The organism is Methanoculleus sp., assembly GCF_030019085.1.
Lineage (GTDB): Archaea > Halobacteriota > Methanomicrobia > Methanomicrobiales > Methanoculleaceae > Methanoculleus.
The window spans coordinates 1-24,429 of record NZ_JASEFJ010000001.1 but is presented as its reverse complement, the minus strand read 5'-3'; the positions used below and the strand labels follow the sequence as shown (position 1 = coordinate 24,429).

General features: G+C 56.2%; 37 protein-coding genes. 4 read left to right on the top strand and 33 right to left on the bottom strand.

Features of this window, described 5'->3' with window-relative positions; all coding sequences use genetic code 11:
• Positions 1 to 4: 4 nt before the first annotated feature.
• The 24 genes from QMC91_RS00180 to QMC91_RS00065 form a co-directional block, all read right to left on the bottom strand.
• Positions 5 to 430 carry an uL15m family ribosomal protein gene (locus QMC91_RS00180; RefSeq protein ID WP_300233678.1) on the bottom strand — a complete coding sequence of 142 codons (426 nt, stop codon included), beginning with the start codon at positions 428 to 430 and terminating at the stop codon, positions 5 to 7.
• A gap of 5 nt (positions 431 to 435) precedes the next feature.
• A complete protein-coding gene (locus QMC91_RS00175; protein ID WP_300233676.1) occupies positions 436 to 897 on the bottom strand; it encodes a 50S ribosomal protein L30 in 462 nt (153 codons plus the stop codon).
• A complete protein-coding gene (locus QMC91_RS00170) occupies positions 897 to 1,514 on the bottom strand; it encodes a 30S ribosomal protein S5 (RefSeq protein ID WP_300233674.1) in 618 nt (205 codons plus the stop codon). Before QMC91_RS00170 ends, QMC91_RS00175 begins: the two co-directional genes overlap by 1 nt.
• 2 nt (positions 1,515 to 1,516) lie before the next feature.
• The gene (locus QMC91_RS00165; RefSeq protein WP_300233671.1) at positions 1,517 to 2,044 is read right to left on the bottom strand and encodes a 50S ribosomal protein L18; all 528 of its coding nucleotides are present in this window, start codon (positions 2,042 to 2,044) and stop codon (positions 1,517 to 1,519) included.
• Entirely contained in the window at positions 2,044 to 2,496 is a 453-nt protein-coding gene (locus QMC91_RS00160) for a 50S ribosomal protein L19e (protein ID WP_300233668.1), read from the bottom strand. The genes QMC91_RS00165 and QMC91_RS00160 overlap by 1 nt, the downstream gene beginning before the upstream one ends.
• Entirely contained in the window at positions 2,489 to 2,920 is a 432-nt protein-coding gene (locus QMC91_RS00155; RefSeq protein WP_300233665.1) for a 50S ribosomal protein L32e, read from the bottom strand. Before QMC91_RS00155 ends, QMC91_RS00160 begins: the two co-directional genes overlap by 8 nt.
• A 5-nt stretch (positions 2,921 to 2,925) precedes the next feature.
• On the bottom strand, positions 2,926 to 3,450 hold the full coding sequence (locus QMC91_RS00150; protein ID WP_300233663.1) for a 50S ribosomal protein L6: 525 nt from the start codon (positions 3,448 to 3,450) through the stop codon (positions 2,926 to 2,928).
• A 14-nt stretch (positions 3,451 to 3,464) separates the two neighbouring features.
• Positions 3,465 to 3,857, bottom strand: a complete 393-nt coding sequence (locus QMC91_RS00145; protein ID WP_300233660.1) for a 30S ribosomal protein S8 — start codon at positions 3,855 to 3,857, stop codon at positions 3,465 to 3,467.
• An 11-nt stretch (positions 3,858 to 3,868) separates the two neighbouring features.
• A complete protein-coding gene (locus tag QMC91_RS00140; RefSeq protein WP_300233657.1) occupies positions 3,869 to 4,048 on the bottom strand; it encodes a 30S ribosomal protein S14 in 180 nt (59 codons plus the stop codon).
• Between the two features lie 3 nt (positions 4,049 to 4,051).
• On the bottom strand, positions 4,052 to 4,558 hold the full coding sequence (locus QMC91_RS00135; RefSeq protein ID WP_300233654.1) for a 50S ribosomal protein L5: 507 nt from the start codon (positions 4,556 to 4,558) through the stop codon (positions 4,052 to 4,054).
• A complete protein-coding gene (locus tag QMC91_RS00130; protein WP_300233651.1) occupies positions 4,555 to 5,286 on the bottom strand; it encodes a 30S ribosomal protein S4e in 732 nt (243 codons plus the stop codon). Before QMC91_RS00130 ends, QMC91_RS00135 begins: the two co-directional genes overlap by 4 nt.
• On the bottom strand, positions 5,286 to 5,651 hold the full coding sequence (rplX, locus tag QMC91_RS00125) for a 50S ribosomal protein L24 (RefSeq protein ID WP_300233649.1): 366 nt from the start codon (positions 5,649 to 5,651) through the stop codon (positions 5,286 to 5,288). The genes QMC91_RS00130 and rplX overlap by 1 nt, the downstream gene beginning before the upstream one ends.
• Positions 5,652 to 5,663: 12 nt before the next feature.
• Positions 5,664 to 6,062, bottom strand: coding sequence for a 50S ribosomal protein L14 (rpl14p, locus tag QMC91_RS00120; RefSeq protein WP_214022239.1), 399 nt, complete (start codon positions 6,060 to 6,062; stop codon positions 5,664 to 5,666).
• Complete coding sequence (locus tag QMC91_RS00115) at positions 6,059 to 6,385, bottom strand: 30S ribosomal protein S17 (protein ID WP_300233644.1); 327 nt, start codon at positions 6,383 to 6,385, stop codon at positions 6,059 to 6,061. Before QMC91_RS00115 ends, rpl14p begins: the two co-directional genes overlap by 4 nt.
• A gap of 13 nt (positions 6,386 to 6,398) precedes the next feature.
• Entirely contained in the window at positions 6,399 to 6,671 is a 273-nt protein-coding gene (locus tag QMC91_RS00110) for a ribonuclease P protein component 1 (RefSeq protein ID WP_300233641.1), read from the bottom strand.
• On the bottom strand, positions 6,668 to 6,874 hold the full coding sequence (gene rpmC / locus QMC91_RS00105; protein ID WP_300233639.1) for a 50S ribosomal protein L29: 207 nt from the start codon (positions 6,872 to 6,874) through the stop codon (positions 6,668 to 6,670). The genes QMC91_RS00110 and rpmC overlap by 4 nt, the downstream gene beginning before the upstream one ends.
• Positions 6,875 to 7,567: a 30S ribosomal protein S3 gene (locus tag QMC91_RS00100; protein WP_300233637.1), complete on the bottom strand. Its 693-nt coding sequence runs from the start codon at positions 7,565 to 7,567 to the stop codon at positions 6,875 to 6,877.
• Entirely contained in the window at positions 7,567 to 8,028 is a 462-nt protein-coding gene (locus QMC91_RS00095; protein WP_300233634.1) for a 50S ribosomal protein L22, read from the bottom strand. The genes QMC91_RS00100 and QMC91_RS00095 overlap by 1 nt, the downstream gene beginning before the upstream one ends.
• Before the next feature lie 5 nt (positions 8,029 to 8,033).
• On the bottom strand, positions 8,034 to 8,447 hold the full coding sequence (locus QMC91_RS00090; protein WP_300233631.1) for a 30S ribosomal protein S19: 414 nt from the start codon (positions 8,445 to 8,447) through the stop codon (positions 8,034 to 8,036).
• 10 nt (positions 8,448 to 8,457) lie between these two features.
• Positions 8,458 to 9,177, bottom strand: coding sequence for a 50S ribosomal protein L2 (locus tag QMC91_RS00085; protein WP_300233628.1), 720 nt, complete (start codon positions 9,175 to 9,177; stop codon positions 8,458 to 8,460).
• 11 nt (positions 9,178 to 9,188) lie between these two features.
• Positions 9,189 to 9,437, bottom strand: coding sequence for a 50S ribosomal protein L23 (locus QMC91_RS00080; protein ID WP_300233625.1), 249 nt, complete (start codon positions 9,435 to 9,437; stop codon positions 9,189 to 9,191).
• On the bottom strand, positions 9,428 to 10,183 hold the full coding sequence (gene rpl4p, locus QMC91_RS00075) for a 50S ribosomal protein L4 (RefSeq protein WP_300233622.1): 756 nt from the start codon (positions 10,181 to 10,183) through the stop codon (positions 9,428 to 9,430). The genes QMC91_RS00080 and rpl4p overlap by 10 nt, the downstream gene beginning before the upstream one ends.
• Positions 10,184 to 10,189: 6 nt before the next feature.
• A complete protein-coding gene (gene rpl3p, locus QMC91_RS00070) occupies positions 10,190 to 11,203 on the bottom strand; it encodes a 50S ribosomal protein L3 (protein ID WP_300233619.1) in 1,014 nt (337 codons plus the stop codon).
• 803 nt (positions 11,204 to 12,006) lie between these two features.
• Positions 12,007 to 12,411, bottom strand: coding sequence for a Tfx family DNA-binding protein (locus QMC91_RS00065; protein ID WP_300233616.1), 405 nt, complete (start codon positions 12,409 to 12,411; stop codon positions 12,007 to 12,009).
• A 139-nt stretch (positions 12,412 to 12,550) separates the two neighbouring features.
• On the opposite strand from QMC91_RS00065, the gene QMC91_RS00060 reads away from it, so the two are divergent.
• A complete protein-coding gene (locus QMC91_RS00060) occupies positions 12,551 to 13,393 on the top strand; it encodes a F420-dependent methylenetetrahydromethanopterin dehydrogenase (RefSeq protein ID WP_300233613.1) in 843 nt (280 codons plus the stop codon).
• 644 nt (positions 13,394 to 14,037) lie between these two features.
• Here the strand turns inward: QMC91_RS00060 and QMC91_RS00055 are convergent.
• The 7 genes from QMC91_RS00055 to QMC91_RS00025 all read right to left on the bottom strand — a co-directional run bounded on the left by QMC91_RS00055 (position 14,038) and on the right by QMC91_RS00025 (position 20,835).
• Complete coding sequence (locus QMC91_RS00055) at positions 14,038 to 15,495, bottom strand: TrkH family potassium uptake protein (protein ID WP_300233610.1); 1,458 nt, start codon at positions 15,493 to 15,495, stop codon at positions 14,038 to 14,040.
• Between the two features lie 81 nt (positions 15,496 to 15,576).
• Entirely contained in the window at positions 15,577 to 16,602 is a 1,026-nt protein-coding gene (locus tag QMC91_RS00050; protein WP_300233607.1) for a phosphoribulokinase, read from the bottom strand.
• Between the two features lie 82 nt (positions 16,603 to 16,684).
• Complete coding sequence (locus QMC91_RS00045) at positions 16,685 to 17,875, bottom strand: FprA family A-type flavoprotein (protein WP_300233604.1); 1,191 nt, start codon at positions 17,873 to 17,875, stop codon at positions 16,685 to 16,687.
• A gap of 163 nt (positions 17,876 to 18,038) precedes the next feature.
• Positions 18,039 to 18,743 carry a deoxyribonuclease V gene (gene nfi, locus QMC91_RS00040; RefSeq protein ID WP_300233601.1) on the bottom strand — a complete coding sequence of 235 codons (705 nt, stop codon included), beginning with the start codon at positions 18,741 to 18,743 and terminating at the stop codon, positions 18,039 to 18,041.
• 163 nt (positions 18,744 to 18,906) lie between these two features.
• Positions 18,907 to 19,311 (bottom strand): aquaporin, encoded by a 405-nt coding sequence (locus QMC91_RS00035; protein ID WP_366944339.1) that lies wholly within the window; start codon positions 19,309 to 19,311, stop codon positions 18,907 to 18,909.
• Between the two features lie 159 nt (positions 19,312 to 19,470).
• A complete protein-coding gene (gene fen, locus QMC91_RS00030) occupies positions 19,471 to 20,472 on the bottom strand; it encodes a flap endonuclease-1 (RefSeq protein ID WP_300233598.1) in 1,002 nt (333 codons plus the stop codon).
• 48 nt (positions 20,473 to 20,520) lie between these two features.
• Positions 20,521 to 20,835 carry a hypothetical protein gene (locus QMC91_RS00025; protein WP_300233595.1) on the bottom strand — a complete coding sequence of 105 codons (315 nt, stop codon included), beginning with the start codon at positions 20,833 to 20,835 and terminating at the stop codon, positions 20,521 to 20,523.
• A gap of 57 nt (positions 20,836 to 20,892) precedes the next feature.
• Here QMC91_RS00025 and QMC91_RS00020 point away from each other — a divergent pair, with 57 nt between their 5' ends.
• Positions 20,893 to 21,792, top strand: coding sequence for a presenilin family intramembrane aspartyl protease PSH (locus tag QMC91_RS00020; protein WP_300233593.1), 900 nt, complete (start codon positions 20,893 to 20,895; stop codon positions 21,790 to 21,792).
• On the opposite strand, the gene QMC91_RS00015 is transcribed toward QMC91_RS00020, so the two are convergent.
• Complete coding sequence (locus QMC91_RS00015; protein WP_300233589.1) at positions 21,737 to 22,717, bottom strand: GTPase; 981 nt, start codon at positions 22,715 to 22,717, stop codon at positions 21,737 to 21,739. The genes QMC91_RS00020 and QMC91_RS00015 overlap by 56 nt on opposite strands.
• Before the next feature lie 48 nt (positions 22,718 to 22,765).
• Here QMC91_RS00015 and QMC91_RS00010 point away from each other — a divergent pair, with 48 nt between their 5' ends.
• Together QMC91_RS00010 and QMC91_RS00005 are read left to right on the top strand one after the other, a co-directional pair.
• On the top strand, positions 22,766 to 23,647 hold the full coding sequence (locus tag QMC91_RS00010; RefSeq protein WP_300233587.1) for a CBS domain-containing protein: 882 nt from the start codon (positions 22,766 to 22,768) through the stop codon (positions 23,645 to 23,647).
• Between the two features lie 143 nt (positions 23,648 to 23,790).
• Positions 23,791 to 24,000, top strand: coding sequence for a histone family protein (locus QMC91_RS00005; protein WP_300233583.1), 210 nt, complete (start codon positions 23,791 to 23,793; stop codon positions 23,998 to 24,000).
• 270 nt (positions 24,001 to 24,270) lie between these two features.
• Here the strand turns inward: QMC91_RS00005 and QMC91_RS09935 are convergent, their stop codons facing one another.
• The gene (locus QMC91_RS09935; RefSeq protein WP_366944345.1) at positions 24,271 to 24,369 is read right to left on the bottom strand and encodes a zinc ribbon domain-containing protein; all 99 of its coding nucleotides are present in this window, start codon (positions 24,367 to 24,369) and stop codon (positions 24,271 to 24,273) included.
• Positions 24,370 to 24,429: the final 60 nt, after the last annotated feature.

The window sequence follows — 24,429 nt, the reverse complement described above, 5'->3', positions numbered from 1 at the left end:
AGGATCAGACGGTCGTTGCCTGACCGCCCATCTCCTCGATCTTTGCCCTGGCCCGTTCCGAGAACGCCCTTGCGGAGATGCTCATCCTGTGGGTCACCTGTCCCCCGCCAAGAACCTTCTCGATGCCGATCTTGGTGGCATCGATGGTGATAAGATCACCCTCCCGGGTGGCAAGCCCTTCACAAACCAGTGCCTCAGCCATCTGGTCGATATCACCAACGTCAATGGCGGATACATGCACGGATGTCTTGTTTACAAAACCATGCTTGCCGTTGGATATCTCCCCCCTCAGGTAGAAATGAGAGAAGCGATGATCACGCTGCCCGGCTCTGCCGCGCCCACCCCTGTTACCGGCGCCACGCCGATTTTTGTGCGTACCGCCGCCACATGTCCGTGAACCCCTGTATTTAGATCTCTTGTTTACGGGCATCAGATTCACCTCATCCTGTAGAGGAGATCGTTGATCCTGGGGCCGTAGTAACCAAGAGCCCCACCCTCCTGAAAGGTTCGCTTGACGGTTTTAAAGCCCTTTCGAGGTGGATGCAACCGCAAAACCGGCTTGATCTCCACCAGATCACCAAAACTCGTCTCGCCGTTGCATAAAGCTGCCGCGAACTCGTCGATATCGGCATAGGGCGTGTGCTCACGGATGTAGTCGTCCGTCAGCCTCTCGTTGCCGGTCAGCCTGCCACGGGTGCGCAGCAGCGTGGCAAGGGTCCCCTCATCCACCTCACCGTAGGCCACAAAATCCTTCACCTTACGGATCATGCCCTGATACGCAGGCGTTTCAGGCACGAGAACACAGTGGTTGACGTGATGGAGGCGGAGCATCTTCAGGGTATCCCTGATCTCGCGGTTGGTCTTGACCACACCGCGCACCTGTACTACCGCGTACATCACTCCGCACCCCCAATCCTGACCATGTTCGTTTTCCGGAGCGCATCAAACGTTGCCTTCGCATAGTTGATGGTCGTTCTGGTCTGTCCGCGATTAAACGCCCAGACATCCTTGATCCCGGCAAGCGCCAGCACTTTCTTCGGGATGTCCCCCGTAACCAGCCCGATACCCTGCGGGGCAGGCTTCAACGTAACACGGACGCTGCCCGCCTTCCCGGTAACCTCGAAGGGGATCGAGTGGGCAGTCTCACAACCGCACTCCCAGCTCCCGCAGCCACGGGAGACTTTTATGAGATTCAGTTTTGCGTCAACAATTGCCTTCTGGATCGCGTTACCAACCTGGACATCCTTACCCTGGCCAAAACCCACGTAACCGTTCCGGTTGCCGACCACCACGATGGTACGGAACTTCACGCGGCGACCCGAGTCCGTCATACGCTGGACCATGTTAATGTCCAGCACCTCGTCCTCAAGATCGGGTAGGAGGATATCGACAATCTGGGGCTCCTTGATCGGCCTGCCACTTGCGAGCACCTCATCGATACTGGTGATCTCGCCAGCGGCGACCCTGCGCCCGAGGCCGGTGAGCGGAATCCATTCTTCCTCTACGTATGCCATTTTCACACCAGCTCCTTCTTGATGGCCAGAGCCACAGCCTCTACGTTCTCCACCAGGTTACCGGCCCGGCCGGGATCATGCTCAGCAATGTGAGCACCCCTGAGTCGTTCGTCGGAGGGGAGGATAGATTCCCCGTAGGGAACGTTAAGACCCACATCAACTGCCCCCTTGAGAGCGGCAAAGACGCGCGCGCCTGGCTTCGCCCGGGCAAGCCCGATATCCAGGATCGCCTCGTCATAGCCGGCGTTCAGCGCCCTGACCCCAAACAACATCCCTGTAAGGTAGGCTGCTGGTGTGTTCGCTCCATATCCCTCATAACCGTAGCCGGCAAGTTCTGTAGAGTAGGCAGCCACAAGGGTGCGGTCACCCTCAACCCCGGGGATGACCAGCTGCACGATGATCTGCCGGTTTGTCTTCCGAACGACCATCCTGGGCAGCCCGGATGAGAGAAGCGCCATCCGCTTGTAGTAATCGGTCTTTCCCTCGTGCCTTCTGCGGAAAGGCACAAAGTAACGTGGACCGCTTGCCATTATTCCATCCCTCCTGCCGTGATATCAACGTGGGATTTCAGGTGCGCTACACTCCGGAACTGTCCTCCAGAGGCACGCCGGTACATCAGGCGGTAGACACTACGGTCGATCCGGCCTTCGTCGCGCATCTCACGCAAAATCCGGCGTTGCGCCCGGATCCTTCGAATCCATGCACGTTTACCGGGATTCCGTGCTCCGGCTGCACCTTTCCGTCGGCCTGGCCCTTTCCGATGACCGTAGGAACGCTTCGCCATACGGGCTCTTGTCCTGCCACGGCTGTTCCCCTTCACCGGGTTTGCCCTGATCGCACCTTCGCCAATGAGCTCCCGCAGATCCTTCCTGGATATCGCCGCCTCAATATCGGCCTGTCGTTCGGGATCGAACCAGACACGGTTGACCCCGCACTTGAGAATGGCGGCCGCCATTCGTCTCTGGTTACCAAGATCACTCATCTTCGCTCACCTCTTCTTCGGCTGCGACGGCTTCCCCGACCTGAGGGGTGAGATCCTTTGCGTTCAGCACCTTTAACCCCATCTCCATGGCCATATCCTGGATCACACCACGCTTTCTGTTACCCACAGAAGCCGCGATCCTGACAGCCTGGGTCATGGGGTTCAATCCCTCAAGATCTGCAGGTGAAAATACACGAACCTCCTCATAACCACTCGGATGCATCCCACGGACCGCAGTCGGACTCCCATATCCCGGCCCTGGAAGAGCACCTTTTGCCCAGAACTGTCGTCTCTGTTTGTTGTGCAGACCACGTGGGCGCCTCCAGACATCCGCAAGTCTCACCTTACGATGAAGGCCACGCCTCTTGAAGGCTGGCTTATTATGGCTGGTGCGGACGCGGATCAATCTTCTCCTCTCATCCATGATTCTCACGCCCTCTCGGTGATGTATATACCATCCTGGAACACCCTCGGATCACGCTTCGTGATCTTGGTCGCATGCTCGATGTTTGCGGCTGTGTTGCCAACCTTCTCCTTGTCAATACCCGAGATGATCACTTCATCGTTCCCGAGCCTGACTGTGACGCCTTCCAGGATCTTTGCAACCCTTGGTTGTTTCTCACCCAGGAAGTTGTTGATCTCAAGACGGTCGCCCTGTAACTTGAGCTGTATTGGAAAGTGACTGTAGACCACTTTCATCCGGTACTCGTAACCCTCAACAACACCCCGGATCATGTTCTTTGCGTGAGCTTCAAGCGTGCCGCTCATGGCAAGGAACCGCTTCTTGTCAGACGCAGTCGAGATGACAATACAGCCATCCTCGATGCCGAGGTCAATCTGCGGGAAGCGTATATCGCGGATCAGTCTGCCCTTTGGCCCGGAGACAGTGAGCAAACCGCCTTCGAGCGTGACGTTTACGCCAGAAGGGATCCTGACCTTTCGTGTTATTCCCATACTCTCGCCCTCCGTTAGTAGACGTATCCAAGCAGTTCTCCGCCGATACCCTCATTCCGCGCCTGCGTGTGGGAAATTACACCTTTTGAGGTCGAGATGATCAGGATACCAAAGTTCTTCGCCGGAAGATACTGCGACTCCCAGTATTCCATCTCGGCCATCGCCACCGGAAACCTGGGGGTGATCGCACCACATTTATTGATCGTCCCGGAGATCTGGACCCGGAACTGGCCGCCACGGCCATCATCGATAAACTCAAAGCCGTCGATAAAGCCGTTTTCCTGCATGACGCGGAGCATAGCACCTAGTAACTTGCTGGCGGGCTCAACAATGACCTCGCTCTTTCCAGCGTCACTGGCATTTTTAATCGCACACATCGCGTCGGCGATTGGATTCAGTCGTGCCATATTCTCCACCTCTAGTTCAGCTTCTTAAAACCCATCTTCCTTGCATTCTCACGGAAGCACTGACGGCAGAAGTAGATGCCATACTTGCGTACAAGCCCTTGCTTGCGGCCACAGATGCGGCACTCGTTCGCTCCACGACCGAATTTCTTAACGCCCTTGCCTGATGCAGGCGCTCCTGACCCTTCAGCCATACTTTAAACCTCCACCAGGTAGCGCTCACGCATGAACGCGATTGCTTCATCTCTGCTCACTTTCTGCGTCTCTGACAACTTCCTTCGCTCGACCCGCCTGCGTGCAACCCGCACACCCTTGTGTTCGAGCACCACGTTTATGTCCATCCCATAGATGCCGACCATCGGATCGTAGGACATGCCAGGAAAATCGGTATGCTCCTCTATCCCGAATGAGACATTCCCGGTCCGGTCGAACTGGGTGGGTGACAGTCGCCGGTCGATTATCTCAAGGGCGGTCGTGATGAACTTCTCGGCGTTCTCCCGGCGTAGTGTAACTTTGCAACCTATGGGTGCACCTTTACGGATACCAAACGCCGGTTGAGTCCGCTTCGCTATGGTGCGGACAGGTTTCTGGCCGGTGATCTGCTGCATGATCTTCTCTGCCTTGACCAGCCTCTCTCCGCTCTCGCCAACACCCATGTGAACAACGACCTTATCGATGTAGATATCCTGCATAGGATTACTCATGCTGAGGCCACCTCCAGTTCAGGCGCAATCGCAGAGCGGCCAACCATAAAGATGTAGTCCTCGATCGTCTCGAAACGTTCATCGGTTGAATCGTCTACCAGGATGACACGATTGGGAACAGAACTTGCAGTTTTAATTATCTCGACGATCCGGCCCACCTTGCCAGAGTGTTTCCCGCCTATGATCATTGCCACGTTCCCTTCTGCAAATGGGAAATGATCGACGATCCGGAAACGCTCCTCGCCATCTGTTCCGAGTGTTACCACAATGGAGTCTGTTGTCCTGTAAGTGGCGTCGGCCAGAATGTTTGCGCCAAAGCCAAGGTTCAACTGCACCCTCCCTCCAGTGAGGGTCGTCTTACCCCGGATCCTGCAGAGACGGGTCTTTGCGGACTCCGCAGAGATCTCAACAGCGGTGTAGTTGCCCCGCTTGTCCAGCTGGATACGATAATGCTTGCCGATCTTCGGGATCGAGACTATGTCAAAGACACCAAGACCCATCTGTGGATCCTTGCAGGCCCGACCGTTGACGATGACATCCCGCTGATGCAGGATCTTCCGTACCTCGCTAGCATTCCGGGCGATACCAAGGTGCTCACGGAGCCAGACACCGACCGGAAGGGCATCGGCGCTGTGGGGGCCTGGAGCAGTCTTCATGACAAATTTTTTCGTTTTAGCCGGAACACGCCATGAAACAGGCGCCACCAACCGCTTGAGATGTCTGGACATTATGCTCGGCCTCCGAGTCTCTCTTCACGCAATCTGTCTTTCAGGTTGAGCTTCGTGATCTGCACGTTTGAGGGATCGATCGGTCTTGGAACCTCGGTCCCATCGGCTTTCGTCACCATCACGCCGTGCACTACCAGCCGACACGCCTTCATATCCACCGCATCGACGATACCCTCATCGCCAGCGAAGTCCCCCCGGAAAACCTTCACAGTGTCTCCGGTGACCACGCGAACCCGACGGGTGTTGTACTTCTCCCGGAGTTCAGGAGAGAGAGATGCGTTGAGGAACCTGCCCCTGGTGTGGTTTGGCGCGTTGTAACGCGCCTTGCGCTGTTTCCTTGGCTGTTTGCTTTTTATACGTACCATCCTTACCACACCTTACACTATCATCGTTGCCATGGAGGCGATCTTGGGGAAACGCTCCGCGATCTCGCGTGGAACCGGGCCCTTGATCTCGGTACCCTTCGGTTCTCCACGCTCGTTGATGAGCACCATGGCGTTGTCCTCGAACGAGAGCCGAATACCGTTTGGACGACGGATCTCCTTCTTCTGCCTGATGACCACCGCCTTCTCGAGTTTGCGCCGCATATCGGGAGTGCCTTTCTTAACACTCACGGTCGCTATATCGCCAATACCCAGGCAGGGCTGCCGCCGCCGAACACCGTGGTAGCCGTCGACAGAGATAACCTCCACAACCCGCGCACCGGTGTTATCGGAGCAGACCATCCTGGAGCCCGTGGCAAGGGCACGCGGGATCTTCGCCTGCATCGCCTTCATTCTTTCATCACCTCAACCACAACAAAGCTCTTGGTCTTTGATAGTGGACGGCATTCCGCGATCCTGACCACATCGCCAATCCTGGCGTTGAGACAGGGCGTGTTGTGAGCGTGGTACCTCGACCTGCGTTTTTCGTAGCGATTGTACTTCTTGACGTAGTGGAGATACTCACGCTCCACAACAACTGTAGCGTTCATACGATCGCTCACGACTTTGCCGGTAATCACCTGGCCGCGTACCGGCAAAGTGCCGTGAAACGGACAATTTGCGTCCTCACACTCCTTTTCCGGAGTGGGGACGCCCAACCCAATGTTTCGTGCCATTATTCATCCTCGATTATTTAATGCGCGTGCTGATCCGCCGTTCAGGCTGCATCTCAATACTCGACCCATCAATATCAACTGTCGTGCCATCGGGAAGCCGCAGGCGGAAGACGCTGAACCGCTTAGGTATACGTTTTTCCCCTCGCCCGGTCTGGATAAGCAGGGTGTTCCTGGTCTCACCAACGATGCGACCGGACAGCCCCACATGAGCCGGGTTGCTCGCACGAGCCACCAGAACATCCAGGCCGATCAACTCATGCCGCAGGACGTTCCGGGGAGAGATCATGCACTCCTCCGTCTTGCGTTCTGCTCGGTCTTGATCCGTGCAATCGTCCTCCTGATCTCACGGATCCTCCCGGGATCCTCGGTGGCTCCGCCTGCACCGACCTTGCCCCGCTCCTGGATCAGTTCCAGGGAGAGTTTCTGCTCCTGTTCGAGGAGTTCGATATCGGAGAGCTGCCTCACTTCTTGCGCACGAAAGATTGCCATTTATATCTCCTCCTCGTAATCGTCCTCAGGTATCTCCTCGAACTCATCTTCATCAGCATCCTCAACTACAGGGGGCTGCACCGGAGTTTCCTTGGACTCGGGCTCGATAATCTCGAAAGTGTCGGGGAGTTTTGCACCCGGCGGGACAATTTTTACCTGAACACCGATTACGCCAAGTTTCTTTATGGCGAGTGCGTAGCCCTTCTCGACGATCGTCTCACTGGGTTCACCGCAGTGCTTGACGTAGCCCTCAATGAACTTCTGGGTTCTTGAGCGAGCGCCGGTCAGTTTCCCGGCGATTACAACCTCACAACCGAGTGCACCGGAATCCATAACACGCCGGATTGTGCTCTGCCCGGCCTTCCTGAAGTACCATCCGCGCTCAAGAGCGTTTGCCAGCCTTTCCGCCATGATCTGAGCATTAAAGGTGGGATTCTGAACCTGTTGGACCTCAACCTGTGGCGACTCTATTCCATAGACGCCTGCCAGGTCCTGAGTGAGCTGGCGTACCTGTTTGCCGCCCTTCCCGATCACAATACCGGGCTTCTCCGCAAAGATGGTCACCTGGGTGCCAAGCGGTGTCCGGGTTATATCCATGCCACCGTATCCGGCACGCTTGAGTTCCTTCATGAGAAACTTCTCAACCCGAACATTGCGCACGCCATCCGCGATAAATCTCTTCTCGATTGCCATTACGCCACCTCAGTCACAACGATCTCGATGTTCACAGTCTCACGGCGCTTCGGGGTGGCACGGCCCATCGCACGCGGGAAGAAGGCCCTGAAACCGCGGCCCCGGTTGGCCGCTACGTGCTCGATCCGGAGACTTGTGGGATCCAGACCGATATACTCAGCATTCTTCTCGACGGACTCAATCAGCCGGATGTAAGCCTCGGCGGCCTTAACCGGATACCGACCGGCAGGCCATTTTGAAAGACCCCGCTTGTGAGCGACGTTCCTCTTGAATCGCTTGAATGGGATGGGCTTCTTCAGCGCCACAACGTCTGCTAGGTAGGCCTTTGCCTCAGAGGTTGTCATGTTCCGGATGAACCTGGCAATCTCAATCGAGTGCTTTGGAGAGACAGGAACTTCGTTCGCCTTTGCTCTAGCAACGTTCTCGCCCTCAATCTCTGTCGAATAACCTGTTCTTGCCATTTCCATCACTTCAACGGGACGTACTTGCTCGAGCGGGTTGCACCGATACCGGCGCTGCCATGGGAGACCTTCTTACGGGTCAATGCAAACTCCCCAAGATAGTGGAAGACCGCCTCTGGCTGGATCTCAACCTTCTGAAACTCTTTCCCGTTGTGGATCTCGATGGTCTTCCCGACCATCTCAGGCATGATGACCATGTCACGCAGGTGAGTGCGGAGAGGTGCTTCCCCTGACCGAATATCGGTAAGGAGCTTCTCCTGCTCCCTGGAGAGACCCCTGTTAAACTTCCGGCGTGCCCTGGCCGGCATGAGCGGCAGCAACTCGGAGAGAGCCATCTGCTGCAGATCCGCAATGGTGTGGCCGCGATAGGTGAACTCCTCCCGCCGCCGCGGCATCCGCTTCTGTGTCTTCTTTGCCATGCTTCACTCCTCACTTCTTCCACTTACCGGTTCTACGGGCGGCAATATGCCCGACCTTCCTGCCCGGGGGTGTGCCACGGGAGACGGTCTTTGGCCGCCCGCAGTGCTGGTGCCCACCACCACCGAATGGGTGGTCGATAACGTTCATGCAGACACCCTTGACACGGGGCCACCTCTCGGCGGATGACCTGACGTGGAAGTACTTTTTTCCTGCCTTGACAAACGGCTTTTCACCCCGTCCGCCACCAGCAACGATACCGACGGTTGCCATACAGCCACCGTTAAACCACTTGTTCTTGCCACTAGGCATCCGAACACCGACTCTACCGTCATCGGCCTTGCCGATGATAAGCGCCTGAACGCCACTTGAGCGGACAAACTTGCCCCCGTCGTTTGGGCGGGCCTCGATGTTACAGACGTATGCGCCGACCGGAATCTCCCGAAGCGGGAGGGTGTTACCGTTCTTCACAGCGCCCCCGCTGCCCCAGGAGACGGTATCCCCCACGCCCAGTCCTTCTGTAGCGAGCATGTAGATCTTCTCGCCGTCCTCGAGCCGTGCAAGTGCAATCGGGGCGTGACGGGCGGGATCGTGTTCTATATCGACGATATGTCCCGTGATGAAGGAATCATTCTTTCCTGCGTGTCGCAGAGGCGCCTTATACCGGTGCGAGGGTGCACGATATGTTGGACCGCCTCTTCCACGGTTCTGCGTTATAATCCTGTGTGCCATCGTCCACCAACTTAAATGATTCCGAGCCGGCTGAGGATCTCTTCAGCCGCTTTCGCGTCTGCAAACGATACAATGGCCTTCTTCTGGCCTTTTGTGGTCATCATTGTGCGGACACTGCTCACATCCTGTCCAAAGGCTGACTCCAGCGCGCGTCTGATCTCCTGCTTGCTGGCACCCCTCTCCACGATAAACTGAAGCTCTTTCCCACCTTCGACCATCAGCATCGCTTTTTCTGTGACAAACGGGCGTTTCAATACCATGGGAACTCCTCCAGTCTCCTGATCGCAGATTCTGTCCAGACCGTCAGACGTCCGGCCTGCGTGCCCGGCGCCAGCAACTCGGTGTTGAGCTGGTTTACGGCCACGGCGTCGACACCCGCAAGGTTCCTGGCCGCACGGAGAGGTTCAGTACCGGTGACGATGAGAATGCTCTTGCGCTGCTTGTAGCGACGGCCACGCATCGTCCCCCGGCCAGCACGGACCTTCCGGCTGCCCTTCGCCCTCTCAACGTCGGCGTAGACACCAATCGCCGAGAGCGCGCTGATGACATCACTGGTCCGGGTGATCTCCTCAAACCGGTCTTCCAGAACCAGCGGAAGGTCGCCCTCAAAGATGTGCCCGCGCGCCCGGACAAGATCAGGGCTGGTACTGGCGGCGATGGCGGACCTGAGAGCCTTGCGCTTCTCTTTCCGGTTGATCTGCCTGACAAGAACCTTCTCGACCTTCGGCGGGTGCGCCTCGCGACCACCGGTCGCCTGCGGAACCCTGGCGGCCCTGCTACCATTCTTTATGCGCGGGATCTGAGCAACACCACGGCCGCTCCCCCAGGACTCTGCGGATGTGCGTATACCGGCGTATGGATCCGTCCCGTGCGGCTGGTACCTGGTGCTCTGGAGTGCAATAACCGCCCGCTTTATCAGGTCTGGCCTGTATTCTTCGCCGAATACCTCCGGGAGATCCATCTCATGGGCGATCTCACCTGTCAATGTTCGAACCTGTGCTTTCATCGCTGATCACCCCTGCTGGCTCTGCACGCTGATGTGACCGATCGTCGGCGTGCGAACGACGTGTTCACCCTGTCGTATCGCGGAGCGTATCCTGACGAGTCGCTTGCTCGGTCCCGGAACCGATCCCTTGATCAGAACATATGGGCCGCGCACGACACCATACTGCAGGAACCCGCCTGCTGGTGTGATCTCGTTACTGTCTGTACCGATCTTCAAGATCCGCTTGTTAAACTCGGTACGCTGCTGGTAGCCCATCTGACCCATCTGGGGCACCTGCCACCTGACGTGATGCGGATTCCATGGGCCAAGGTTACCGATGTGACGCTTCTTGCCACCGCGAGAGTGTTTCCGCTTCCTGACCTGAACACCCCAGCGTCGGACGGGGCCTTCCGTACCCTTGCCGGTGGTGACGGCAGTGACATCGACATACTCACCGGCCTCGAAATGGTCAGAGATCGCGATCTCACCACCAAGGATATCAGCTGCATAGGCGATCTGATCTTCAAGACTCCCGCCGGCGATACGCATCTCCATAATATCCGGGACTTTCTTTGGAACGCCTGTGATCTCCGCTGGCCGGGTGTAGGTCAGAGCGTAGAGCTCAACAACCCTGCCTTCGCTGATAGCGGTTTTGATGGCGTCAAGTGCGGCAGCGGTATCGTGGTTCTTCGGGACATTGATCCTGCGGGAGAGGTTCTCATCGAGGTCTGTCGCCCACGCCTCGGTCAGCGCACGCTTACCATAGGAATCCTCGGTGTATGCGCGCACGCCTGCCACCCGCATGGGCGGGACCTCAACCACGGTAACCGGCACCATCACATCCTTGCCTTCGGTGGGGCTGCTCTTGTGGTCATCGACCATGATGAGATGGGTCATTCCCACTTTGTAACCTGCAAATCCCTGCACGGCCGGGGTTCCCGTGTAATCGGGCCATGAACCGTATCGGGGAACCGGACTTTTTGCCCGCTTTCTCGGGCTATACGCGAGGGATCCTCTGCGTGGTCTGTTAATCTTGGGCATGTTTCAATCAACCCTTCGTGGTTATAGCGTGATGCACCACTCTGTTGCAGAGTGATGCCTGCGCCGGGCTTCCCTGCCAGACATTGCCGGCACGGCAACCCTTCCGGCGAACCCGGACAGGGCCGAAAACCCCGCAGAAACTGCGGGGTGGAAGGGAAACAGTTGACGGAAGGTAACGGAGCATGAGGAATCCAATGAGATCGACCTCTGAATATCCCACCGCTCCCTGTTATAGTCCCGGTGTGCACCGGGTCCATTCCAGTCGTCGCTAATAGATCCTGACTCTCTGACGCTCCCGGGAAAGTCCTCCCGGAAACCGGGCGCGCTGCACTGGCGTTGGCCCAGCGTCTCGATCAGATCCAGCTCCTGTCATCCCGTTGTGCAAAGCACAACTCCATATCGACACCGGCCCTCCGTGAGGAGGGTTCAACCATTCACTGTGCCTGATACCTCCCGCACCACACCGCGCGCCCAGAACATGTACAATACAATGTTTTGAGGCGTTCCGGGAATCGGAGACAGATACTTCACCTGCTGCGCCCGGATCTATGTGGTGTTGTGCAGAGCGGTTTCTTAATCTTTCTTTAAAATTAGATATAAATCTTGTTATGGGGTATATTGCAACCCCTTCTGGATGACTGCTTTTCCGCAGGATCTGCACCTGATCGTCAGATTGTGATCGTTTTGAGGGGGAAACAACCTTACCGTGAGCCAGCGCGTTTGATCAGACCTGCAGGTGCCATACAATGCTCTCGCTCAGGGCAGGACACCACCCTTCTCCGCAACTCCGATGAAAATCCACATCAACCGAAGTAAAGATCGCCGTCCTGATTGATATATACCTCAACGTCCTCCCTGACCTGCCGTGCCTTGAACCGCTCAGGGTTTGCATCCCTTAGTTTGTTTATGAGCGTGATCGTATCATATTTAACCTTCACACCCTGCTTCTCGGCCTCGGCATAGATGATCTCAGGCGCTTTGAGCAGATCAAGTCCTTTCTTGAGGGTACAGAGATGTCTGGCATCAAGAGTGTAGAGGAACTCAAGCGTCTCACGTGCACGTGCAATGTTCTCGAGAGCGGCCTTCTCGATAGTACAAACGTTTGCCTTGGAGGTATGGATGATCTCGGCTATCTGCTGCTGCGTCAGCCCCTGCTTACGGTAACGCAGCACTTCTTTCTGACGATCGGTGAGCAGCCCTTGCTTCATCAAATAAATATAGGGGATCACAATTTAAACACTTTTCCTTAACACACCACCCCCACACTCCGGTGAACAGCGCATTTCAAAACGTTTATATGAGAACTTGGCAATATTATCGTGTTCACAAATATAGAGAGGCGTTAAAATGGTTGTAAAAGTTGGAATTGCAAAACTGGGAAATATCGCCAGTGGTGTGATGGCTGAACTTCTGCTCGATGAGCGTGCCGACCGTGAGGACATCATTACCTTCATGGCAACCTCCGGTACAAAACTGCAGCCTGAGGATATCGACCGTGTAGTCACCAATATGAAGGCATGGGGCCCCGACTTCTGTATTGTTGTATCACCAAACGGTGTACTGCCGGGACCCACCAAGGCTCGTCAGGATCTGGCCGCCGCCGGAATCCCCTGTGTCGTCATCACCGACGATGTCACCACCAAGAAGGAGCAGTTCGAAGAACTCAAGGCAAGCAACTTCGGCTACATCATCATGAAGGCCGATGCCATGATCGGCGCCCGTCGTGAGTTCCTGGACCCGATCGAGATGGCGGACTACAACGGAAACCTGGTCAAGGTGCTCGCCATCACCGGTGCGTTCCGCAAGATGCAGATGGAGCTTGATAAGGTCATAGACCAGGTGAAGGCTGGCAAGAAGGGCGCAGACCTGGTGCTACCAAAGGTTATCATGACCTCCGACAAGGCGGTCGAGGGCGAGTTCTCCAACCCCTACGCGCTAGCGAAGGCGCGTGCCGCCTACGAGATCGCCCAGCAGGTTGCGGGCGTAAACGTCAAGGGCTGCTTCATGACCAAGGAGTGGGAGAAGTACGTCCCGATCGTCGCAAGCGCCCACGAGATGATGCGCCAGGCCATGATCCTCTGCGAGGAGGCGCGCAACCTGGAGAAGGCTGTGGACGGCGTCATCCGCAAACCGCACAAGAAGACCGGCGAGATCGTCTCAAAGACCGCTCTCATCAGCAAGCCCGAGTAATCCTGACACCACTCATTTTTTTATGATCGGTTCTGGCATCGGCCAATCGTCAGGAAGGTATTGACCGTTTTCCTCATTCCCGCCTGAAAAGTGCTCCGTGGATATCTGAGCCACGATGATATCCAGATCTCTAACCGCCCCAGAGAGGGAAACCATCAAATCCACGATCTGGGCTATAAACTTTCCACCTTTTCCAGGCGGTATCCAGATGGACGATCAAACCGGTTCTACGATGCAATCGAGTTATTCGCGTTGAACGTCTCTCCTCGACCAACCCCCCCTGCCCATGAGAGTGGGCATTGCGTGATGATTGCCAGGGAGAACCGTTTCCAAGGTGCAGATCTGATCTCTGTGCTTCCACTGCCATGGAGCCGACGAAGAACGATTTAGCCTCTCCCCGGAATAGCGCCTCAGAAGAAACACCGGTCACCGCGAGATCCGGATGGTGTTTGAGGCGGTCGGCGGCGATACAGAATCCCCCGGCGGCTCCGTTCCTGGCAGGGTTCATCAAACCTGAACACAATCTGAGCGGGCTGGTCTAACGGCCTCTGAGAGATCTATCCTGACCAAAACTGAACGAAATCCCGGCCATTATGCCAGTCCTGACGGCATCCGGAGTAAGGAGATGGGGATACCCAGACCGCTCAATCGAACCGCTTGAAGAGACCCATAAAGAGCATAATCACCGGTATAACTTCCAGGCGTCCGATCCACATGACGAAGATGAAGAGGATCTTTGCCGCAGGGTCCATATCCGGCGAGACAAAACCGGTAGAGATACCGTTGTTGCAGATCGCAGAGGTAACATCGAAGATCACGTTGCTGGAGTCAAACAGCGTTGGCTGGAGGTGCATCACGAGTATGGTTGATACAAAGATGAGCAGGAAATAGAGCATGATGATCAGCATATTCCTTGAGATCTCCAGATCCGCGACGTTCTTCGGGATCACCCGCCCCTCGTACTTGAACGGTACAAGCACCTTCCCCGAAACGAACATCCGCCGGAACCACCAGACCAGGCTCTGGAACCCCAGAACCACCCTGGAGAGTTTGATACCTCCGGCGGTGCTCCCCGACGACCCGCCGATCGCCACCAGCATCGTCAGGAAAAGGACCGTCACGCTTGCCCACTCGTTCGGGGAGACTATCTGAAACCCGGTACTGGTTGCTGCTGCGGTGGTCATGAAGAGCGCCTGATGTATTGCTGTGGGGAGATCGAGTGCACTGAGGGTGACAAGATCCCAGGTGATTACAACTATTCCGGCGGCGATTAAGACGAAAAGAAGGCGCGCCTGCTGGTCATCGATGAACCGTGCACCCCTCCTCCGGTAGAGGAGGTAGTATATCTTGAAAGGGAGTGCACCGGCGATCATCACCGGGACGAGAAGGAGCTCAAGCAACTGGTTGTTATAGAACGGGATACCCTCTGCATGGACGGAGAACCCGCCTGTGGCGATCGCAACAAGGGCTATGTTAACGGCGTCCCAGACGGATACCCCGGAGATAAGGATGAGCCCGACCGATGCGGCGGTCAGGACCAGGTATATCTTCCACATCTCCATCCCTGTCGCGACAACGCTTGGCATCAGTGCCTCCGAACGTCCTTCAGAGCGGTAGAGGCGGAACTGGGTCATCCCGCTTCTTGAGGCCATAGCAACTGTGAACGCAACAATTCCGAGTCCACCGAGCCACTGCATCAACGAGCGCCAGAAAAGGAGCGTTCGGGGCATCTCATCGATCGACCGCATCACCGTCAGGCCTGTGTCCGTCCATCCGGACATAGCCTCAAAGACGCCGTCGAGGTAGGGGACACCGATCCCGAGGTAAAATGGAAGGCCGCTCACCATCGCCATGATGAGCCATATCAGGGCGACCGCCATCAGAGCGGCAGAGAGTGGCGCTTCCCGATCCGCGCGGGGGACCCTGACCAGAAGTGTACCCAGGAGAAAGAGGACTACCGGCACGGTGGCCATGGGCAGGATCATATCCCACTCCCGATAGATCACTGCCACAATAAGCGGCGCCGCTGTCGCAACGCTCACGAACCTGAAGATGTTGCCGATGTCCCACGCTATGATCGAGAACCACTCGATCCTGTCCATCGATACAGATTCTCCGGGCGTTCATATCTACTTTCTCCAGGACGACAGTTTTGTCATCTTGACGGAGAAAAATTTTCAAATTCAGTCCCGGGCAGGCCTGCAGGCACCGTTCCCGCTTGCGGCCTCATCCTCAGTTTCTACCGCTTTAAGACCACTTTCGATGAAGATGCGCCGGTTGATGATCCGCCAGGCAAGGATGAGCTGGGCCACCTCCCCGGCCGTCAGGTAACCGCCGGCCTCGACCAGGTCGATTGGCTCCACCTGTGTCTGGATCTCGATATTCCTCTCCAGTTTCCGCACCACAGCGTCGTTTAACTCTCCGTCGAACGTTAGTGCTCCCATCATTCTCCCCCCAATCTCCTCGAGCGTAAACTCGACCATGAAGTTCCGTTCCGAGAGGGAGAGAAGGGGGAAGAGATCTATGGAAAGGTCAACGTCCCCGATGCTTCTCTCTAACTTGCTCTGAGTGATGGTGACACAGTAGATGTTATGCTTCTCGCTTGCTTCACGGCCGTACTTCGAGAAGGCGATCCTTATAACCGCGTCCGCATACTGGCACTGGGGCGCAACGTAGCGCTCAAAGTCCGGTTTACGCTCCTCCATCTCTCTCTCGACCTCTTCGACGGAATAACCTCGCCGCTCCACGTCGCGCTTGATCTTCCAGGCGCGCTTGACAGCAGGGTCAGGGTCGACATAGAGTTTGAAATCGATAAGCGCCCGGAGTCGCGGAGTGAAGAAGGGGTGCAGCCCCTCCACTATCAGGATCTTTGTCGGGCTGAAAGGCACGGGTGAATCGAACTTGCCGGTGTTGTGGTTGTATACCGGTTTCAGGATCGTACTCCCCGCCTTCAATTCGGCAAGGTGCTCCTCCAGCAGGTCAAGCCGGTTCGCCTCCGGCGCAAGCGGCGTGATCCCGAGTTCCCTACGCTGCTGACGGTCATATTTGTGGTAATCATCGGTGGTGATTGTGGAAACCAGATCTTCACCAAAGATCTCCCGGATGGCCTGCGTGAACGTCGTCTTCCCGCTTCCACTGTCCCCAGCAACACCGATGATGAAGACGTATGGAGACTCTGCGATGACTCTCTTGAAATCTGATGGGGGCATAACACAACTCAAAGAGATTGATCGGTATACTGGACTGTTAATATTTCGATGCGAGGATCATCCAGCACAAAAAGGGTGTGGTTCAGGAGGAGATTATCCCCGCTTCCCTGTGTTTACTCTCGATCTCATCGGCGAGTCGGTCTAGCGCGGCAAAATCGTTCTCATTTGGATAACCCCTGACATAGACCGGATCCAGGATCTCGACCTTGAGCCGGTCAAGCATACCTTTTATGGTATCGACCGTCTTTCCACCCCAACCGTAAGATCCGATCACCGTTGCGTAGCGAGTCTTCGGGCGGAGCAGGTTTGCAAGGTATGTCGCATAGACCACCTGGGGGTGTGGGCCGAATATGACCGTTGGCGCCCCTATCACGACCGTTGCGGCGTCAACAAGCGCTTTTGCGAGATCGCCTATATCGGTCTTTGTGAGGTTGAACGGCTGAACCGGGATACCCCGGTTTATCAGGGCGTCGACAAGATGGTCGACCATGGCCTGGGTACTCCCATGCATGGAGACGTAGGGGAGAACCACGATGTTCTTCACGGCATCGCCAGTCCAGTCACGGTAAGCGTCGATTATGAACGCCGGCCTCCTGTGAACCGGGCCGTGGCTCGGTGCTATGATCTCGATCTCGCGCGTTGCAATTTTCTCAAGGTGTCCCCTGATGCTCGCGCGGAACGGCATCATGATCTCTGCGTAATAACGTTTTGCGGCCTCGTAGACCGCAAACTCGTCTGGGACGTATAGCGAACTCGTCGCGTAGTGTGAACCGAAGAGGTCACAGGGAAAGAGGATGCGATCCTCCGCGAGGTATGTCAGCATCGTCTCCGGCCAGTGGACCCAGGGGGCGATGATGAACTCCAGAGTCTTACCACCCAGGTCGAGGGTGTCGCCGTCGTCGATTACGATGAACCTCTCCTCCGGGAGATGTAGAAGAGCTATCAGGAGGTCGCGACACTTCTGGTTTGTCACAACCTTTGCGTCGCCAAACCTCTCAAGCACTGCCGGTATAGATCCCGAGTGGTCCTGTTCGGCATGGCTGGCGATGAGGTAATCGATCTTATCGACCCCCAGACTCTTCAGGTTCGTGATGAGGTCGTCGGTCTTTGTGGGGTCGACTGTATCGATCAGCGCCGTCTTTTCTCTGCCCCGCACCAGGTAACTGTTGTAGGTGGTGCCGTCAGGGAGCGGGATCAGTTCGTCAAAGAGTCGGCGGTCCCAGTCGATGGCGCCTACGGCAAAGACGTCCGGCAGTATCTCACGCGCGGCCATTACCACATCACCTCCGTATCCTCTAACCCATCAGGTATACGGTGTGTCAGGTTATCCGACATGCTTTTATCAACTCCATAGGTTACTGACCGGGCCGGCAAGACGTCGCGCCCCACCGGTCGGCAAACCTTTCTCCGGCGCGAACACTGATAACGGTTTCGCTCTACCCCACATATGGCGAGGGGGTGGCTCCTCTCGAATCCTTCCGGACAGCGTTTGAGAGGAGATGGGCCTGTCTGGTCGGTTCAGGAAGCCTGTGACCACGGGCGGTTGCGAGAACCAGGTCAACCGCCGCTTCAAGCGAGATCCGATGACCCACCGATACATAGACCGGTTTTGTCCTATCTTTCGTTCGCACCGCCATCCCGATCGTCTCACCGTCACGGAGTATTGGGGTCATCGAACCCCTCTCGACTCCAGGTTCAGCCGCAGAACCTGCAAGCAGACTCTTTGCCACCCCTATCGAGGGGCGATCGAGTAGTAACCCCATGTGGCTTGCGATGCCGATGCCGCGGGGATGCGCGATCCCATGACCGTCAAAGAAGATAACATCTGGCTCGGAACGAAGCCGTCTGAACGCCTCGATCAGAGCCGGGCCCTCTCGGAAGGCCAGGAGACCGGGGATGTAAGGAAACGATGCCACGGCGCTCACGGCGACCCGCTCGACGATGCCAAGGTCCGGGCATCGGAGGACGACAACAACAGCGTGGATTTCATCCGAGCCCTTTGCGTATGAGACGTCAGCACCGGCAACGAGCGAGACTTCTCCCTGGCCGCTTGAGACGATCAGATGATCCCTGAGGGTCTCCTGGATCTGTATCGCACGAGCTGGCTCCAGGTCAAACGGGTGGATCTCTTTTACTTCCATAAAGATCACGAGACTCCAGGACCTGATGCTACGCTGTTAGGAGGGGTGTCTATTTATGCCAATCGAGTGTTTGGGGCCTGCCGTGAACGATCTCGTAATAGGGTAAGCGGAAGGCTGGATTGGGGCAACCATCTCCTTCGAAAAAGAGAGGTTGGAGTCTGTCTCACTCGACTGTTAGATAGTCATATGGTAGCGCCGCAATCACCGCACCCACGATTAGCCCAATGATGTAGATCGGGAGGAAACCCCGAGGCTCTCTCCCCAGAGCAGCCAGTCCCCCGAGGTACGGGCCGAACGTACGGGCAGGGTTTAAGGACGCACCCGTAAGGTTCCCGATCGTCGTGATTATGCCCGCAACCGCGAGACCCACCGTGAGACCGGCAAATCCAGGCGTGGCCCGTTCGTCGACGGCGGCACCCATAATGACAAGCATCAGAAGAAATGTCCCGATAGCCTCGAGGACTATGGCCTGCAGATAGCCTATCCCGGGAAACGTCCTGGTGGTCAGAAAGGGCATGAAGGCCGGACGATTGAATGGTGTGAGACCCCGGCCATCATCCAGACACACCGCGCAGATGTCTGTGAAGAATGTGGCAGATAAGATTTCCAGGGTAGTTCACATCCGGGAACTTGCTGAGAGGCTCCCCAACCCGGGGATCGTATCGAGGGGAATCACCAGTCGACGGATGGGCTGACGGAGAGTGGGGCAGAACGTCCCCCATAAGCGTTAAAACCACGAATCAAGTGTTTTCTGGGTTGTCTTAACAGCGAACCTTTCGAGCGCACCTCGGACCCTCTCCTCGGAGAAGTCATAAAGACCGCAGAGCATCTCAACAACGCCCTCGATATCAGGGGCCCTCCACTCAAGGGTGTAGTCGTCTGTGACCGGCGGGTTAAGGAAGAAGTCCATGATTGGAGTGGGGTCAAAATCTGGTTGCTTCTCGGCTATCACAGACTTGAACTCGCCTTTCTGAACGATTCTAAGGGCTTTTTTGGCACCGATGCCCCGGATACCCGGGTTAAAGTCTGTTCCTGCCAGGATACCGATCTCGACAAGTTGCTCCCTGGTGAGACCGAGGTGGTTGAGAAGGGAGGAGAGGATTATCCGCTCGGGGTTAACCGTGATCGTCCGCCCCCTTGCCTTCCGCCTGCCGCTGACCGTGAGGTTACGCACCAGCACCGGGGCGCCAAAGAGGAGCGAGTCGTAATCCTGGGATACCACGTATGCGACGCTCCCCTTCTGCACCATGTAGGCCGCCTGCGCCTCGCCCTCGCTTGGCGCCTCCAGCCAGGGGATGCCGAGCAGGCCGAGTAGTTCGCGGGAAGACTCGAGTATGTGGGTATCAATACGGGCGGAGGCACTTGCCTGACGGTATGCCTCCTCCAGTTCTCCCTCCTGGAGCGCCGCTTTCCAGGCTTCATCGGCCATCGCCCGATGCTTCCGCCGTTCGTTGATCGTCTCCTGTTTGAACTCCGGCGGCGTCCCGTCGAAGACAAAGACCGGTCTGATGCCCTTCTCCAGGAAGTTGGCTGATCTGAATAAGATCCCGGAGAGGTGGGACGTGATCCGACCTTTATCGTTCATCAAAGGCGTCCCATCAGGCTGGCGGATTATAGAGAGGAACTGATAGAGCGCGTTATGAGCATCCACTGCAGCTATTCCGGAGAGGTCGTCCCAAGAGACCGGTTCCTTACAATCCACCAGGATATCACGGATAGCAACGCCCATACTTACCAGATCATGGGAGAGGGAGATGCCATTAAAGTGGCGATCCGGTCAGCGGTACATCCGCCGGGAGAGGTCGCTCACGATCTCCTCGATGTGGCTTATGGTATTGTCATATCTGGCAGTCATAGTCCTGCCAAGTTCCTCCATATTCACGCGCATTGTGCGCTCGCGCTGCACGATGCTCTGCTCCAGGTTCACAATCTTGAGACCAAGGGAGATGAGAAGCCCCCCCAGAGAGAGCATCATGAACGTCGCAGCAACCGCTATGACCAGGTCCTGCCAGAACCGCATCACCAGAACAACGGTGGAGACCACCATCACCAGGGTGAGTACGATATCGACGATGAGTTCGCGAATCTCCATGATTTATGGTGATGGGGATGGATTAATTAATCTACCTATAATGAATGGAGTTTTGTGATGCAGATACGCAACTGGCTACCCTTTCTTGGAATGCCCCTGATGCTCCTTTTTGTCCAGATCATCGCTATCATCCTTGTAATGCCCATGCAGGCGGTGGGACTTGTGGCGTTTGAAGACCCGGAATCGGTGGCAAACCCGCTGATCTTTATCGGGTTGCTGCTCGCATTCACGCTAATCCTGCTTATCCTGATCCGCCTGGGCGGGCGGCGGGTGATCGCTGCTTTCATCGGGTTTGCCCTGTTTATGACGTTTATGTACATCTTCGGAGCGCTCTTTACACTCACCCTCGGGGCAACCGCTGCGGCAGTTGTCGCGACGCTAATCGGTGCCGGAGCGGCTACAGCGCTCCTCTATATCTACCCTGAGTGGTACGTGATCGATACACTCGGGGTGCTGATCTCAGCCGGAATCGCGTCAATCTTCGGGATATCCCTGGCTATACTGCCGGTTATTGTGCTGCTCGTGCTGCTCGCGGTATACGATGCCATCTCGGTCTACCGGACAAAACACATGATCACACTCGCAGAAGGCGTCCTCGAGACGAAAGCCCCTATCATGGTCGTGGTGCCGAAGAGAACGGACTACTCTTTCCGAAAAGAGGGGCTGCAGGTCGCCGACGGCAAGGAGCGCGGCGCGTTCGTCATGGGGATGGGTGATCTCATCATGCCATCCATCCTTGTAGTCTCCTCACACGTCTTCGTCGACGCGCGCCCGGTACTCTGGGTCTTATCCGCACCGACGCTCGGAGCGATAATCGGATCGCTCGCCGGACTCGCGGCACTCCTCTACTTTGTTAACCGGGGCAACCCGCAGGCCGGCCTTCCACCCTTAAACGGCGGGGCTATTGCCGGGTTTCTGATTGGAGCGACCCTCGCAGGCTCGTTTGGCTGGCTTTAGTTCTGAGTGCGAGCACGAGATCGAGCACCTCATTCACCCCCTCTCCGGTGAGGGTGGACATCACCGGGTAGCCCTCAATCCCCCTTATGTCCGCCTTGTTTACGACCGGCACGACAGGCACATCGACAGCCCTTCGCACCTCCTCAAGGAGGAGGGTCTGGTCCTCGAGCGAGTAGCCGCAGTGTTCACTTGCGTCAAGTATGAAGAGGACAGCGTCGGCAGTGTTGATTATGGCACTCACCGCCTGCCGCTCGATAGGGTTCCTCTCCTCTGCAGGGCGTTCGAGGACGCCGGGTGTATCGATGAACTGAACCCGTTCGCGGCCTCCAATATCACGATGGCCAACGATGATCCCTTTTGTTGTGAAGGGGTAGGCGGCGATCTCCGGTTCCGCCGTCGAGACCAGCCTTATAAACGAAGATTTACCCACATTCGGGAATCCGGCCACAACCACGGTAAACTCATCCTCGTTCACGTGTGGGAGTTTACGCAAGATGTTCCTTGCCTCGTTGAGGAAGAGGAGGTCGTCTCCAACCTGGTGAACTACCGAGGCCATGCGGGCAACAGCCTGCCGGCGTTTCTGATCGGTGTCATCGCACTTTCGCATACTCCGGGCGTAGCCGGAGCTGATAGCCCGAACCTGGTCGGCCGCCCACGTTACGGCACCAAGCGAGTGTTTCAACCGATCGAGTGAGACCAGAATATCGGCCATCTCCTGATAGAAGGGGGGGAGACGTTCAAAACTCGGGAACGATCCGACCACGCTCTTTAATTTGTCGTGTATGGCGCTCCCGACCGCCCGCACAAACTCTTCGTTTGCGGTGTCGACGTTGGTCTTCAGTTTCTTTCTGGCCGCCGCCCTCCGAAGACTTCGGTCGAGAACTTCGTCAGCCGTCGGAACGGTCGGGATGGTTTCAAATTCCACGCTACACACACCCTAATGTATTTAAACAACATATAATGACTGATAACTATGGAGCTCTCCCCGATTCAGAAGGACATTCTGATAACCTTAATTACCCTTTATCATCAGTCTTCCCACTCTATAAAAGGTGAGGAGATCGCGGAGGTACTGAGGCGTAATCCCGGCACCGTCCGCAACCAGATGCAGGCTTTGAAGGCACTCGGACTGGTCGACGGGGTGCCGGGGCCAAAAGGGGGTTACAGTCCAACCGCCAGAGCGTATACGGAACTGAATCTGGGGGATCTCGAGCACCAGTTTGAGGTACCGATCGTGCGCGACGGTGAGAAGGTTAAGGGCGTCCGCGTCACTGAACTCGGGTTCACTACCCTCTGCCACCCCGACCTCTGCCAGGCAGTGGTCAAGATAATCGGAAGCGTGAGACTCTTCAAGATGGGGGATATGGTCACTATAGGCCCGACCCCGGTGAATAAGCTCCTGGTCAGGGGCGAAGTATTCGGGATGGACGAGAACCAGGAGGCGCTCCTGATCAGCGTCTCAGAGATGATATCCCTGCCTAAACGTCCAATATCACATTACATGAGCACGCCGGTTCAAACTCTGCCGATCACCGCAACCTTCCGCGATGCTATTCACCTCTTCAATAAACACCGCATCCATGGTGCACCTGTACTTGATGAAGCGGGAAACCTTGCGGGCATTGTAACATTGAGCGATATCGCCAGGGGACTGGACACGGGAGCGACGCTGGATGCCCCTATCGCCCAGGTCATGACAACCGATGTGGTGATCGCGCCGCCATCAATCCGGCTCTATGAACTCGTGGGTAGGTTCAAGGAACGGGAGATCGGGAGGCTGGTTGTGGTCGAAGACGGCAAACCAATCGGGATCGTTACTCAAAGCGACTTAATTAACGTCTTTCCCTCGTTTTGATCCCTATTTTGCGAAAGCAACTGCACCAGCCCCTCCAGTGAGGGACAAGTATTTATAGGCGGCTGTCAATGGTCTTTCTGTTAAGAGATTCCTGAACAGGGGTGCACACCCCAGAACTTACTAAAGAAGGGAGAGAAAAGAAGATGACTGAAATACCTCTTGCACCTGTTGGAAGGCTCATAAAGAAAGCCGGTGCGGAACGGGTGAGTTCTGATGCCAGTGAGGAACTCGCAAGACTGATGGAAGATTACGCTGCGCGGATCGCAAAAGAGGCGATCAAACTGGCGGGTCATGCAGGAAGGAAGACTGTCAAGGCGATCGATATCCGGATGGCTACCGAAACTCTGAAGTGAACCATCCAATTTTTGACTGACGGTCTTTTCCAGGCCAGAGAAAAACGAAAACTGTCTTCAGGCCGGAGAGGAGCAAGTTTAGCGGGGCATCTGTCAAAATAACCAGCGAATGACCTTCCTGAAGTTAGGGATCGGTCTGAAGGTTTTTCTCCGTAAAGCAGGTTTTTATGTGGTTGTGAACTACCCCGCGCCTCTCGGGCGGGGCTTCCTGCTTCATGGACAACACTTGCATCACAGAGATGTGATGTAGAAGGCATCGTCTCCACAGGCTCAAAGGGCTTGTTCCATCCCCACGCAGTGAATATTCACTGCGGCATTGTAATCTCGATCGGCAACAAACCCGCAGTAGGGGCAATTGTGAACTCTCACGAAGAGATCCTTCGTCACGATACTCCCGCAATTTGAGCACAGTTGTGTCGTATTCCGGGG